This window comes from Lacticaseibacillus sp. 22, assembly GCF_055413445.1.
Genome location: NZ_JBVAYD010000031.1, coordinates 21,068 through 33,047 on the forward strand (window position 1 = coordinate 21,068; position 11,980 = coordinate 33,047).

An 11,980-nucleotide genomic window follows, 5' to 3' on the forward strand; every position below is an offset into this window, starting at 1 on the left:
GCGATAAACCCAGGCCTGCACAGATAAATACCCGCACTCACTAAATCGAAAGCTTGATAGAACAGGTTTTCACTCATCTGATTGCGACCAAGACGAATCACTGCTTGCCTCGTTAAACTAACCTTATCGATATCGAAACAAACAAGGCGCCGGATCGGATGAAGTGATGGTAACAGAAGCGACAGGTTTTGATTTTTTTCTTGCGCATCAAGGAGTGGTTTATGGGGCGTTGGCGCGGTTGGGGATTCATCGTGGCCGCAGTGATTTTCAGGATTGGCGGGATGAAGGGATGTTGGTGTATCTCAACTACTTCAACCGTTATCGCGAGCCGTTGGTGGATGAGGCGGCGATTGCAAAGTTCAATAAGTTGGCGTGGCGTTTCGTGTTTCTGACCTTGATGCAGCGGCTGCAAAAAGCGCAGCATCGGCGGGAGTTGGAAAACGTACCGGCAAATACGACGCATATTCAAACGACCACGCTGGCGATAGCGCCGGGGAGCTTGCAACAAGCGCTGGAATTGAAGTGGCAGTTGCAGCAGTTGCACAGGCTGTTAACCCCGATGGAACGCCATGTGTTGCAGTTGCGGTTAAGCGGATTGTCAGATGCTGCCATTGCCGCCCAACTGCATGTCAGTCGGCAGCGGATTTTGCAGGTGCGCAAACGGGTGCAGGCAAAATACCGGGCGCTGAGTCAAAACTGTGCCTCGGTTTAACCGAAATGGGATGCGCGATTGCGAAAGACTGTAGCAAAACGCTGCGTTCCTATCCGCATGCTGAAGATAGCTGCAAATCAGCGACAATCAATTAACTTTTATGGAGGATAACGCAAATGGATAAAGAACTATTGACGTATGTATTAGATCAGGCGGTCGGCGTCGTCATTGCCGTGATTTTACTCACGCGCATTGAACGGCGACTCGACACACTGATTACACATATCGAGACGTTCATGGCCAAGCTTGATGGCAAGCAATTACGGTAGGAGGGGAAAAGATGGCGATGTTAATGGCAGATGTAAGCAGTTGGCAGCCGGATTCGGATAGCTGGTTTCGCAAGTTGGCTGATCTAGGCGTCAAGGCGGTGGTCGTCAAACTGACAGAAGGAACGACTTACCAGAATCCTAAGGCGGCGGCACAGTTGGCGGCTGGGCGCAGGATGGGGATGCAGGTGCACGCTTATCACTATGCCCATTTTCATAACAGTGCCGAAGCGGTGGCAGAAGGGCGTTTCTTCGGTGTCACGGCGCGTGCGCTGGGGGTGTCGACGCAAAGTGTGATGGCGGCGGATGTTGAAGCACCTGATTTGACCGGAGAGCTGACGGGGTTGACGAATGTTTTCATTCAGACGGTCAAAGCGCTAGGGTATCCGCACACAGATTTGTATACAATGGCGAACTGGATGAAAACCAGACGCTTTGATCGTGTGGCCTTGATTCCCAAGAATTTATGGATCGCGAGTTATGGCGTTGATCAGCCGGGCATCGATAATGTCGGGACCTGGCAGTTTACCAATAACTTTCATGGTTTAGGGGTGGATATGAGTTATGACTTTTTCGGTCACTACACCACGCGCTTGACCGGCAATCTCAATGGCGGCGTGGCGCTCGTTCCCACGATTCGCTATCACACGGTTTTGGCAGGCGAAAGCTGGTGGGCGATTGCGGATCGATATGGGTTGAATATGTACAAGCTCGCGGCCCTCAATGGTAAGACGATTTACAGCGTGATTCATCCGGGCGATCAGTTGCGGTTGAATTAAAGCAAGAGAAATTGTTAATTTTTATTGCGAATTGGGGATCTAAAGTCTCTGAGATTTAAAAGATCAGCTAAAAATAAAGGCGAACGAGTTTTCCTACATAAGCTATCACAAATATATGCAATAGCTGTGGGAAAAGTCATTCGCTTTTACTTTGTGCTCTTCATTTTTTCCTATCTGGATTATTCAGGGATTGTAAAGACTAGGGCTGGAGCGGTAAATGTTAATTAACTTGACTCCATTTGATCTTTAAATTGGTTTCGATTAGATTTCCATTGTCTAATGCAAAAGGCTCAACAACCGTGTGCCCACTGCTGTCAGTAAATTGAATATTGAGGATGTTTCCGGATCGGTAAACTATTTTCCACGTGCCAGAAGTGGATTTTCCATTTGTTGTTGAGCTATAAGTACCGTCATCGTTGAAGTCAAATGTGGTTGCATCACCAGACTGCCAGTGCCCAGTGATACCGGAAGATGAGGTGTTATTATTTCGCAATGAAGTATTGGAAGGATAGTTCTTAGTGGTTTTAACAACACCGTGGTCAATGTAATCCTCATTGCTAACCGTAGCCGCTGATGGATCTGTATCCTCTTCATATTGTGAGGTCTCGGCATCATCTTCAGAATCATAACTTGTCTCTTCTACCGAATTAGCGTCACTGTTGCTACTACTTTCAGATGTAACGGCAGGCGTTACTTGACCAGGTTGTCCTGAACCAGAAGCTGATGAGGCACTATGGAAATAAAGTGCTAAAAATGATACGGCGATCAAAGCTATAACTAAAAATACGAAACTTAAAATTATACGGTTACGATGTTTTTGCTTTTCTTCATACAGAATTCGCTGTAATTCAGATCTAACCGCAACATTTGGTGCTTTGGCGATTTCTATTCTCAGCTGCATGATACGATCTTGGTATTTTTCATTAGCGATTGTAGCGGAAAGCTGTTCTAAATCCGCATGTTGTTGTTGCGCATAAAAATCATTGGAAGAATTATATTGATTAGGATCATACCCCATTTTCCCCACCTCCAAAAACATTATATCAGTTATTTTATAACGGCTGGTGAAATTCGGTTTGTTTCCCAATAATCAAGGAGCCGCAAATTCCTACTTTTCAGAATGTTTTTACAATGTTGCATAAATTAAAGTTGACACCGTGTCACTATCCGTGTAGACTACAAATTGTTGAACGGTGACACGGTGTCACCATGCGTACTCGTCACCACCAAGGTTTAACCGTGGCGGCGAAAGCTTAAGGAGGATCAACATGGTTTTAGCAACGTTCCAACATTTAGATCAAACAAAACAGCAACGGGTTCTGGCTGCGTTGGTGACCGAATTTTCGCAGCATCCGTTGGCACAGGCGCAGGTGGCGCGGATTGTGAAGCAGGCCGACATTGCGCGTGGGGCATTTTATAAATATTTCAGTGATTTAAAAGATGCGTATCAATATGCTTTTAAAGCCGTGATCGGGCGGTTGCATACGGGCATTGCGGGTCCGGAAATGCGGCGTGATCCGTATGCTGCCACCGCGGCGTTCTTGCACGAAGCGGATGAAAGTCAGGATCGTGATTTTATCCGCATGCATTTTACCAAGAATAGCGGGTTGGTGACGGTTGGGCAGCCCCCGATTCCGGCCAATGCGATTGAATGGGCGGTGGCGACCTTATGCCACAGCGCGATTTCCGAGGCGCTGGCCAACCCAGAACAGACGGATTTGATTTTGAAGCATCTAAAAGCAGCACTTAACCAGCTGCAAGTGAAGGAGTAGTGAGTCGATGTATCTCTCATTAAAAGAAATCTGGCATGAAAAATTACGTTATGGCTTAATTATCGCCATGATTCTGCTGGTCACCTATCTGGTGTTCATTCTCAGCGCGCTGGCAAACGGGCTGGCGCAGCAAAATACCCAGGCGATTGAATCCTGGGACACGTCCCGAGTCGTTTTGGCCAAGGATTCCGATATTAACTTAAGCCAGTCCTTGTTGACGTCTGAACAGACCAAGAATCTCAAGCTAGGTAAAAGTCAGGCTTATGTCGGAACAATCGGCGCGGTGGCAACGAGCAGCCAGCACAAAGAAATCCGCTCCACGATGATTGGTTTGGATTGGAATCAATATATTGGCAAGGACATGAAGCTGGTCAGTGGTCACCGGGTTCAAAACGATCATCAAGTGGTGGTGGACACACAATTCAAGAATGAAGGTTACGCGCTTGGCGACAAGATTCGCTTGAGTACCAAAGGCGATCGCTACACCATTGTCGGGTTTACCCAGAATGCCAAGATGAGTGTGGCGCCGGTGGTCTATGGCACCATGACCACCTGGCGTACCTTGCACAATCTGCCAACCAGTTTTACCGCCAGTGGGATCATCTCCAAGACGGCCGATTTTAAAATCAACACCAGCGACCTCAAGACGTATTCAGCCAACACGTTTATTCAGAAACTCCCAGGGTATTCGGCGCAAAATAGCACCTTTACCTTTATGATTGGGTTCCTGTTTGTCATTTCACTGATCGTCATTGCTGTTTTCCTGTACATTTTGACCATGCAAAAACTGCCAAACTACGCGGTATTGCGGGCCCAAGGTGTACCAGCACGGACCTTGGTTGCGACCACGATTGATCAGGCACTGATTTTAGTCAGTCTGGGACTCGTCTTAGGCGGCGCATTGACGGCGATTACCGCCAAGTTCATGCCGCTGGGTGTGCCGATGATTTTCTCGGCGGGACTCAGTATTGCCGTCATCTTAGGCATCCTGCTCACCGGTTTTCTCGGTGCGATTATCCCTGTACGCACCATCTTAAAAGTTGATCCTGTTACCGCTATTGGAGGTTGATGATATGCCAGCAATCGAATTAAAAAACATCATTAAAAACTTTAAAACGCCAACCAGTGACGTTGAAGTACTCAAGAACGTCAATTTCAGTGCCGATGCCGGCAGTCTCTCACTGGTACTCGGGCCATCTGGATCCGGGAAAAGCACCTTCCTAACCATTGCCGGGGGAATTCAAACCCCGACTGACGGGATTGTGACCACAGCCGGGGAAAATCTGGAACAACTTTCTGGTAAAGCGCGGGATGCGTTGCGGTTAGATAAAATCGGCTTTGTTCTACAGTCTTATAATTTGGTGCCGTATTTAACAGTCGGCGAGCAGTTTAAGCTGGTCGATAAAATCAAACCAAAAGGGAACCTTAGTCAGGCAGCCCTTTCTGAGTTGTTGGATGATTTGGGTATTGCCAACTTAGTCAATCAGTATCCAGCATCGTTATCAGGCGGCCAAACCCAGCGTGTTGCGATTGCGCGGGCGCTTTATCCGGATCCGGCGATTGTACTGGCGGATGAACCGACTGCGGCACTCGATAGCCCGCGGGTGGCAGTGGTTGGCCAGTTGTTGGCTGATCTTGCCCACAAGCATAACAAAGCGATTGTTGTCGTGACCCACGATGTTCGCCTTGAAAAGTTTGCTGATCGGAAGTTTACACTTTTGGATGGCAAGTTACGTGAAGGCGAACCGGAGTATGCGGCATAAGGCTGTGCGTCTTTAACCTTCATGACCATCATCGTGCAGATCTCTAAGCGCGCCAGTTCACGCTCACCATAACGCGTTCGCCAGCCCAGAAACCTGCATGTAAGGACCTTAACCACAATGGCCAAAGACCGGCCATTGTGGTTAAGGCCACTTACACTCCGGTTTCAGACCGGGCTGGCTCACGCTCACTCAAAAAAGACCAAGCTCACTAAATCAGTGAAATCTTGGTCTTTTTGCATGGCTGATGATTAAAAGAGGAAACAATGTTGCAGTAGGATTAGCAACTGACTAGAAGCGTGGTTCACCTAGTGCGTGTTGAGCGGCGAGGTTGAGCAGGCTCCATTGCCGGTCGAATCCTGGCTGGAAGAAGAAGTCGGCTTCAGCTAAGTCTTCCAACGTGAGGCCGTATTGAATGGCTAGGGCCAAAACGTTGCCTTGCGCGGTGACGTCGTAAGTGGACAGAACTGCGCCTCCAAGCAGCCGGTGCGTTTGCGGATCAAAGACAAGGTTGACGCAAACTTGCGGATTACCATTAGCTTCCGGAACATAAGCCGGACGCAGGGAATCAGCGTAAAAAGCGGTGTCGACTTGGACATTTGAGCGTCCGGCAGTGAACGTATTTAAGCCGCTTGCTGCAAAGTGGTAATCAAACACACTCAACGCGCTGGAACCGACAACGCCGCCAAACGGACGTGCCGGATGTTCTGCAAAGATATTAGCCGCCAGATAACGGGCTTCACGCCGCGCAACTGTTGCCAAGGCAATCGGAACTTTTTGCTGTGCCGGTACGGAATAAACCAGCGTTGCATCACCAATGGCGTAAACGTCAGGCAAATTCGTGCGCAGGTATGGATCGGTGTTGATGAAACCGCGATCGTCTAGCGAAACCGTGCCCTTGAGCCATTCAGTAGCTGGCTGAATACCAGCAGCTTGAATCACAAGGTCCGTGGCAATTTCGCCAGCATCGGTTTTCACGGCGCTGACTGCACCATCGCCGGTGAACGCTTCGATTTTTACGCCGAGTTTTAACTCAACGCCTTTGTCAGTCAACTCTTTAGCTAAGATGTCGGTCATATCCGGATCAAGATAGGTACCCAGCGGCCGATCAATCATATCAAGCAAGGTGACTTCTTTACCTGCTTTGCGACTGGCTTCAGCGGCTTCAATCCCGATGTAGCCGGCACCGATCACCGTGATATGCTTGACTGCCGGATCTGCAAGTTTGGCTTTGATACTGGTTGCCCAATCGTAACCGCGCATCAGGAAAACATTTTTCAAGTCGTTGCCTGGTACCGGTAGTGAGTTCGGCCGCACGCCTGAACTCAGAATCAATTTGTCGTAAGGATAATCCTGTGCCGTGCCGTTCTTCGTGTCGCGGACAGTAACGGTTTTGACATCAGCGTTGATGGCCGTTACTTCATGGTTGTTGAACACATGCGCACCACGTTTAATTAAATCATCAGGGCGGAAGTTACGAACATCATTCACATCTGTGACCTGATCTTCTAAGAATAATTCCATCCCGCAGGACATAAACGAAACAAAGTCACCCGCTTCAAACATGGTAATTTCTGCATCCGGATACCGATGCAATAATTCCAGAACGCTTTGGTGACCGCCGTGTGATGCCCCAACAACAATGATCTTTGGCTTGTCCACAAAAATCCCTCCTAGGATATGTAGTAACCGCAGTTATGTAACAACGGCTCTATCTCTATATTAGAATAATTACAATCTAGCGTCAATAGCAGAGAACAATTAATTATTGGACAATTTTATTTTAGCTTTACCTAAACCCAATGATACACCTTGGCGTTTGAAAATTGCCAATGTGTCGGTCTAATGGGTAAAAAAAACCGCTGCACAGAACATTGAGGGTTCTCTGCAACGGTTTTGCATGTAAAACTAGATAATTTTAAAATGTTTTAGCGCCTTAACAACGCCATCGTCATCATTGCTGGCGGTTACATAATCAGCATGGTTCTTGACGACATTCTGACCGTTTGCCATGGCCACACTCACTCCGGCAAAATCAAACATATCAAGATCATTGTGTTCATCGCCAAAAGCAATCACGTTGGCTGGCTTTAGCCCCAGATACTGTGTGAGTTGCGCCAGCCCCCAGCCTTTATCGACCCCTTGTGGCATAATTTCCAGCATAAACGGCATGCTGCGAATCACGGTAAACCGATTGCCAAATTCGGCTTCGGCTTGCGGTTGAATGTTAGCCACCTGCTCTGGTTCGCCGAGTAAGATACCTTTTGCAATGACAAAATCATCCGGCATTTCCTGAGGTTCGCGAACCTTGATACCGGCGTGATTTTCCCATGCCTGCAAAACTGTGTACCGGCTGATGTTTCGATCGGCGGTGTAGACGTCACCGGCTGGGGTCAAAACGTTGCTATCAATCCCGGCCGCCGATACCGAGGTTGCAAAAGTCGAAAAATCTTTATAATCCTGATGGTTCATGAATTTTTGCGCGATGATTTTCCCACTGGTACTCTGAACCACACCGCCACCTTGAACGATGACATATTGATCATCACCATGCAGTCCCAGCGCGTCCAACGTTGTCCGCACCCCTGGCAGTGGCCGCCCGGTACACGGCACGACTTTGATCCCGGAAGCCAGAGCCGTTTGCAAACCCTCGACCGTGGCCGGTGACAATTGCTTATGCGAATTCAATAATGTGTCATCCAAATCGACTGCGATCAATCGAATCATGGCAGTCACACCCCTTCCTGAAATCAGCTTAGCACAGGGGCGTTGGTGGCAACAATATGCAACCTTGCCGACCAGCACAAGTCCGGTGAAAAGAATGCTCGGGCACTAAGCCGTCACAACCGTTAAATCTCGCCATGGCGGCCGACATCAATCAAGCGGATCGCGTCTGGTTCAACTCGGTAAATGAGCAGCCAATTACCCTTGATGAACAAAGCACGATCTGGTTTGCGTTTTTTGATCACGTGATCGTCATACTTTTCCGGCAGTGGGGTGCTGGTTTGTAAGTAAGCAAGAACTTGCTGAAAGTCAGCCTTAGTGAAGCGGCCGGCTTGTAGGAGTTGTTTGAGATGTTTTTTGAAGCGGGATTGTTCGATAAGGGGCAGGGAGGTGGGCATGGTAGGGACCTTTCTAAAAGTTTGGGTTAAGCATACTGCAAGAGGGGAGCAGGTGAAGAATAATAGTTGAGCAATTGTAAGCTCAGCAACAGAGAGTGTGACTTTCCAATTCACTGTGTTGAAGTTGGATACGTACTTAGCGCAAGCGCTAATTTACAAGCCGCTTTAACATATAACCAGCAAAGGCTTTTAACTCAACTGCCTGATATTCACTCACACGTCCACTTCCAGACTGGTATTCGTTTAACGCCATCTTGATGAGTGGACGCCATTTGGGGGATAACGTTGCTAGTGCCCACTCCCCACCGGAAGACTTTGATGTGACGAGCTGTTCATTTTTAAACGCCAATGCCCGGCATAGGTTTAAAATCGTATACATTGGCTGATCAATAATTGTAGTGTCTGCATTGCCAATGTCATAAAGAATACTTCTTAAATATGCTTGGGCAGGAACTGGTGCGAAAACTTCGGAGATTGGTTCTCCGGTTAAAACTTGACCACATTGATTGACGATCATCAAATGTGCCGTGAGATCGGGGTCGGTTCCGTGCATTTGATTAATATACTTTGCTGGTTCGCGCAAATACTCTTGATAGTGCATTTTTGAAAAATGAAAATCAAAGGGAACGGGTTCCGAAAAAGTAGATAGGTCTTGTTTAAGAAGAATGTGAAATTCCAATCCTTTTGCCGGACTCAAAGGCCAAAGCTTCTCAAGTGTTACATTCATGATACTGGCCTTAGCTTTGTTACTTAGCGGGCTATTGACGACAACAAGATAGTCTAAGTCGCTTACTGCCGGGTTGAAACAGCCCATGACATAGGATCCGTGCAAGTAAATACCGACTAAATTGGTGGTTAAGATGCTTGTATAACTGGTTTTTAAAAGTGTCAGTAATTGATTGGTTTTATCCACGCTTATTTCCCCTTCAGTCGGACTCGCTAGCTTTTTAGGCACTCAATAACAAGTTCAAAATAGGCAAGCTTATGAAAAATACCCATCCGCTAGTTTGACTTACGGGATGGGCGCTTTCACTCATTGATGTGCAGTCGTGTCCTGAGATGTTTCCGGTAACTTGATCGTTTCAACGCGCACATGCTGCGGATTTCCTCGAAGATACTCACTGATTTGTTCGGCACTTTTTTCTATGTTTGATTTTGACATTGAAAAATCCTCCTGCTTTCTGATTCACAACGATTGTATCTTAAAAGCCGCTGATTTTGTTAGCTTTTAATATAAGTAATTGACGACTTTCAAATAGTTTAGCGATTGAAGCCAAAAAGTAGTGTGTGAAAAGGCGGGAGAGCAAAGAGTTACTGGCTTCTCAAATGAAAAAACCATCGCGCCACAATCTGATACAGCACGATGGTTTGAAACTAGCTTCAACAAAAGACTCTTTCTTGTATTTACCCTTTTTAAACTTTTTCATCGGCACAACTCGGCCAACTGTCAGTTTGTTATCTTTTTTGGCTTTCACTTCAGGCGTTGATGACTCAGGCGCCAAACCCTTGATTTTTTCATCGACGGCTTCAGCAAAATTTTTGACTTGTTTTGCTGACCAGAGACCTTTATTGGCAGTTGAACGAATAAACGCTGCCAAGGCTTGTAAGACCGGTTTACGTTGATTTGCTTTGATGACTTCCTTGTCGCTTAGGATGAAGGTCAGGGTTGTTGAAAGTTCTTCCTTGGTCCACGCTTTTATTTCGTGATTGAACATCACCTTATTACTTTGCATGATTAGCAAAACTAACATGGTGAGCAGGTCGGGGTCTTCACTTTTTCCGGAAGACGATCCAAAGCGGATGATTCGATGAAACGCGAAAGTAAATCCAAAAGCGTTTGGGTTTGCGGTGAAGAGAAGTCAATGGCTTTTTCCTCGAATTCCGGGTCATTTTCGACGTCAGCTAATGCTTTTTCAATTTCGGCATCATAGCCATCATCCTCATCATCTACAGCTTCGTCATCATCGTCAAAGTAATGGATCATCGTCATCGTCATAATCAGCATAGTCGGCGTACTGGCTAATAGCAGCGTGGGTAGTGGTTTCGGTGAGTGCCTGGATGAGTGCCGTCATGAAATCATCGCTGGTGAGCTGAATCTTTTTCTGCTGAATCAGCCACATGATCATTGCGCGAATAACGTCTGCATCAAAGTCAATGTCAGCATATGGATCATCTGAATTCGCCGATGCCTCTAAAGTTTGTTCCAAGCCATCAACAATTTGGGGAATATCGAGTTTGGCAATGCTTGAGCGAAGATTTGCAAACGCGGTGGCGAAAAATGTTATGAGCGTCGAACGGGCTTGAGAAGTTGCCCCCCAACCCACGTCGTCTCTTGAAGCAGCTTAACAAAATTTGGAGTGGTGTGAAAATCGTCCCAATACTTATCAAGTTCACGGCCTGCGTGGCGCAACATTTTCGTTTCATAAGTTAACTTTTCTTTAGCCATTGCCCTGCTCCTTTATTTATAAGTGAGGCTACCATTAGCTTTAGTTTGGCAGGTGCAAGGAGGTGTGCCTAGTGGAGAACACGAGGGGATTTGGAGGGGATTTTGAAACCCATGTGGAACAGGTTGTTGCTGTGCCAGTTATGTGCGAAAAAAGATGATTCATAACAAATGGTATATATGGAATGATAAAGTAACAACTGATAAACTAAAACCAACAATGCTACGCGACGGCGGCTCTTTTTGAAGAAGGGGGTGGTGCTTATGGTGTAAAAACGATAAGACCGCAGAATTCTTTAGAAAGGAGCAGAAATGTCCGACTTCGAAGCTTTGAGCCTCATGATCATGGCCGCACTATTGTTAATCGCCGTGATCGAGTTGGTTCTAAAGCTAATCGATCGTGACTAACAAAAAAGCCGTCACGAAAGCTTGCAGGCCCGTGATGGCTTAATTTAGTCAGAATGAGCCGCCGTCAAGCAGCATTGTTGTTACAGAGGGTCGTTGGTTAGCAGCCAGCGACTCTTTTAGTACACTTTTATTTTCAGTGATCCGTGCAGAGATGTCAACATATTTGTTTAGGATTTGAGGCGGGAAAAAGAAAAATTACTAGCCTAGATTAATAACAAATGGTATATATGGAATGATAAAGTAACAACTGATAAACTAAAACCAACAATGCTACGCGACGGCGGCTCTTTTTGAAGAAGGGGATGGTGCTTATGGTGTAAAAACGATAAGACCGCAGAATTCTTTAGAAAGGAGCAGAAATGTCCGACTTCGAAGCTTTGAGCCTCATGATCATGGCCGCACTATTGTTGATTGCCGTGATCGAGTTGGTTCTAAAGCTAATCGATCGAGACTAACAAAAAAGCCGTCACGTCAGCTTAACGGGCTCGTGATGGCTTAATTAAGTTAGAATGAGCCGCCGTCAAGCAGCATTGTTGTTTCACGGGTCGCTGGTGTTTAGCCAGCGACTCTTTTTAGTACACTTTTATTTTCAGTGATCCGTGCAGAGATGTCAACACATTTTTCTCGGTGTTAAGAATTGAGAATACGATCGGGCTCTTTACATGTTAACGTTTTAACTGATAGAACAATCACAAATTGGCAAACATCAAGTTGCTAT

General features: G+C 46.7%; 18 protein-coding genes. 8 read left to right on the top strand and 10 right to left on the bottom strand.

The window, feature by feature from the left end:
* The first annotated feature begins 166 nt into the window (after nucleotides 1-166).
* The 3 genes from ACWP87_RS11935 (at nucleotide 167) to ACWP87_RS11945 (ending at nucleotide 1,757) form a co-directional block, all read left to right on the top strand.
* Nucleotides 167-712, top strand: a complete 546-nt coding sequence (locus ACWP87_RS11935) for a DNA-directed RNA polymerase subunit sigma-24 (RefSeq protein ID WP_014569116.1) — start codon at nucleotides 167-169, stop codon at nucleotides 710-712.
* Nucleotides 713-828: 116 nt separating this feature from the next.
* Nucleotides 829-981, top strand: a complete 153-nt coding sequence (locus ACWP87_RS11940) for a YvrJ family protein (RefSeq protein ID WP_005686332.1) — start codon at nucleotides 829-831, stop codon at nucleotides 979-981.
* Between the two features lie 11 nt (nucleotides 982-992).
* Entirely contained in the window at nucleotides 993-1,757 is a 765-nt protein-coding gene (locus tag ACWP87_RS11945; protein ID WP_014569117.1) for a GH25 family lysozyme, read from the top strand.
* 220 nt (nucleotides 1,758-1,977) lie between these two features.
* On the opposite strand, the gene ACWP87_RS11950 is transcribed toward ACWP87_RS11945, so the two are convergent.
* Nucleotides 1,978-2,775 carry a hypothetical protein gene (locus tag ACWP87_RS11950; RefSeq protein ID WP_014569118.1) on the bottom strand — a complete coding sequence of 266 codons (798 nt, stop codon included), beginning with the start codon at nucleotides 2,773-2,775 and terminating at the stop codon, nucleotides 1,978-1,980.
* A gap of 250 nt (nucleotides 2,776-3,025) precedes the next feature.
* Between ACWP87_RS11950 and ACWP87_RS11955 the strand changes: the two genes are divergently transcribed.
* The 3 genes from ACWP87_RS11955 to ACWP87_RS11965 are packed head-to-tail and all read left to right on the top strand — an operon-like array spanning nucleotide 3,026 to nucleotide 5,292.
* Nucleotides 3,026-3,529, top strand: coding sequence for a TetR/AcrR family transcriptional regulator (locus tag ACWP87_RS11955; RefSeq protein WP_014569119.1), 504 nt, complete (start codon nucleotides 3,026-3,028; stop codon nucleotides 3,527-3,529).
* Nucleotides 3,530-3,536: 7 nt separating this feature from the next.
* Nucleotides 3,537-4,598, top strand: coding sequence for an ABC transporter permease (locus tag ACWP87_RS11960; protein ID WP_014569120.1), 1,062 nt, complete (start codon nucleotides 3,537-3,539; stop codon nucleotides 4,596-4,598).
* A gap of 4 nt (nucleotides 4,599-4,602) precedes the next feature.
* Nucleotides 4,603-5,292 carry an ABC transporter ATP-binding protein gene (locus ACWP87_RS11965; protein ID WP_014569121.1) on the top strand — a complete coding sequence of 230 codons (690 nt, stop codon included), beginning with the start codon at nucleotides 4,603-4,605 and terminating at the stop codon, nucleotides 5,290-5,292.
* A gap of 288 nt (nucleotides 5,293-5,580) precedes the next feature.
* Here ACWP87_RS11965 and ACWP87_RS11970 read toward each other — a convergent pair whose 3' ends face one another.
* The 9 genes from ACWP87_RS11970 to ACWP87_RS12010 form a co-directional block, all read right to left on the bottom strand.
* Nucleotides 5,581-6,951 carry an FAD-dependent oxidoreductase gene (locus tag ACWP87_RS11970; RefSeq protein WP_014569123.1) on the bottom strand — a complete coding sequence of 457 codons (1,371 nt, stop codon included), beginning with the start codon at nucleotides 6,949-6,951 and terminating at the stop codon, nucleotides 5,581-5,583.
* A gap of 246 nt (nucleotides 6,952-7,197) precedes the next feature.
* Entirely contained in the window at nucleotides 7,198-8,016 is an 819-nt protein-coding gene (locus tag ACWP87_RS11975) for a Cof-type HAD-IIB family hydrolase (protein ID WP_015764848.1), read from the bottom strand.
* Between the two features lie 122 nt (nucleotides 8,017-8,138).
* Nucleotides 8,139-8,411 (bottom strand): type II toxin-antitoxin system RelE/ParE family toxin, encoded by a 273-nt coding sequence (locus ACWP87_RS11980; RefSeq protein WP_005691594.1) that lies wholly within the window; start codon nucleotides 8,409-8,411, stop codon nucleotides 8,139-8,141.
* Between the two features lie 148 nt (nucleotides 8,412-8,559).
* A complete protein-coding gene (locus tag ACWP87_RS11985; protein ID WP_014569124.1) occupies nucleotides 8,560-9,324 on the bottom strand; it encodes an aminoglycoside adenylyltransferase domain-containing protein in 765 nt (254 codons plus the stop codon).
* A 120-nt stretch (nucleotides 9,325-9,444) separates the two neighbouring features.
* Nucleotides 9,445-9,573 (bottom strand): hypothetical protein, encoded by a 129-nt coding sequence (locus tag ACWP87_RS11990; protein WP_005714974.1) that lies wholly within the window; start codon nucleotides 9,571-9,573, stop codon nucleotides 9,445-9,447.
* 160 nt (nucleotides 9,574-9,733) lie between these two features.
* Nucleotides 9,734-10,162, bottom strand: coding sequence for a hypothetical protein (locus ACWP87_RS11995; RefSeq protein WP_014569125.1), 429 nt, complete (start codon nucleotides 10,160-10,162; stop codon nucleotides 9,734-9,736).
* Nucleotides 10,156-10,395, bottom strand: coding sequence for a hypothetical protein (locus ACWP87_RS12000; protein ID WP_015764849.1), 240 nt, complete (start codon nucleotides 10,393-10,395; stop codon nucleotides 10,156-10,158). Before ACWP87_RS12000 ends, ACWP87_RS11995 begins: the two co-directional genes overlap by 7 nt.
* Complete coding sequence (locus ACWP87_RS12005; RefSeq protein ID WP_014569126.1) at nucleotides 10,379-10,735, bottom strand: hypothetical protein; 357 nt, start codon at nucleotides 10,733-10,735, stop codon at nucleotides 10,379-10,381. Before ACWP87_RS12005 ends, ACWP87_RS12000 begins: the two co-directional genes overlap by 17 nt.
* The gene (locus ACWP87_RS12010; RefSeq protein ID WP_015764850.1) at nucleotides 10,693-10,857 is read right to left on the bottom strand and encodes a hypothetical protein; all 165 of its coding nucleotides are present in this window, start codon (nucleotides 10,855-10,857) and stop codon (nucleotides 10,693-10,695) included. Before ACWP87_RS12010 ends, ACWP87_RS12005 begins: the two co-directional genes overlap by 43 nt.
* A gap of 309 nt (nucleotides 10,858-11,166) precedes the next feature.
* Here ACWP87_RS12010 and ACWP87_RS12015 point away from each other — a divergent pair, with 309 nt between their 5' ends.
* Complete coding sequence (locus ACWP87_RS12015) at nucleotides 11,167-11,262, top strand: putative holin-like toxin (RefSeq protein ID WP_019728288.1); 96 nt, start codon at nucleotides 11,167-11,169, stop codon at nucleotides 11,260-11,262.
* Between the two features lie 359 nt (nucleotides 11,263-11,621).
* Nucleotides 11,622-11,717: a putative holin-like toxin gene (locus ACWP87_RS12020; RefSeq protein ID WP_019728288.1), complete on the top strand. Its 96-nt coding sequence runs from the start codon at nucleotides 11,622-11,624 to the stop codon at nucleotides 11,715-11,717.
* The last annotated feature ends 263 nt before the right edge of the window (nucleotides 11,718-11,980 follow it).

Coding starts and splice junctions, on each gene's coding strand:
- ACWP87_RS11935 (WP_014569116.1), top strand. CDS start 167: ATGGTAACAGAAGCGACAGGTTTTGATTTTTTTCTTGCGCATCAAGGA.
- ACWP87_RS11940 (WP_005686332.1), top strand. CDS start 829: ATGGATAAAGAACTATTGACGTATGTATTAGATCAGGCGGTCGGCGTC.
- ACWP87_RS11945 (WP_014569117.1), top strand. CDS start 993: ATGGCGATGTTAATGGCAGATGTAAGCAGTTGGCAGCCGGATTCGGAT.
- ACWP87_RS11950 (WP_014569118.1), bottom strand. CDS start 2,775: ATGGGGTATGATCCTAATCAATATAATTCTTCCAATGATTTTTATGCG.
- ACWP87_RS11955 (WP_014569119.1), top strand. CDS start 3,026: ATGGTTTTAGCAACGTTCCAACATTTAGATCAAACAAAACAGCAACGG.
- ACWP87_RS11960 (WP_014569120.1), top strand. CDS start 3,537: ATGTATCTCTCATTAAAAGAAATCTGGCATGAAAAATTACGTTATGGC.
- ACWP87_RS11965 (WP_014569121.1), top strand. CDS start 4,603: ATGCCAGCAATCGAATTAAAAAACATCATTAAAAACTTTAAAACGCCA.
- ACWP87_RS11975 (WP_015764848.1), bottom strand. CDS start 8,016: ATGATTCGATTGATCGCAGTCGATTTGGATGACACATTATTGAATTCG.
- ACWP87_RS11980 (WP_005691594.1), bottom strand. CDS start 8,411: ATGCCCACCTCCCTGCCCCTTATCGAACAATCCCGCTTCAAAAAACAT.
- ACWP87_RS11990 (WP_005714974.1), bottom strand. CDS start 9,573: ATGTCAAAATCAAACATAGAAAAAAGTGCCGAACAAATCAGTGAGTAT.
- ACWP87_RS11995 (WP_014569125.1), bottom strand. CDS start 10,162: ATGTTAGTTTTGCTAATCATGCAAAGTAATAAGGTGATGTTCAATCAC.
- ACWP87_RS12000 (WP_015764849.1), bottom strand. CDS start 10,395: ATGATCCATTACTTTGACGATGATGACGAAGCTGTAGATGATGAGGAT.
- ACWP87_RS12010 (WP_015764850.1), bottom strand. CDS start 10,857: ATGGCTAAAGAAAAGTTAACTTATGAAACGAAAATGTTGCGCCACGCA.
- ACWP87_RS12015 (WP_019728288.1), top strand. CDS start 11,167: ATGTCCGACTTCGAAGCTTTGAGCCTCATGATCATGGCCGCACTATTG.
- ACWP87_RS12020 (WP_019728288.1), top strand. CDS start 11,622: ATGTCCGACTTCGAAGCTTTGAGCCTCATGATCATGGCCGCACTATTG.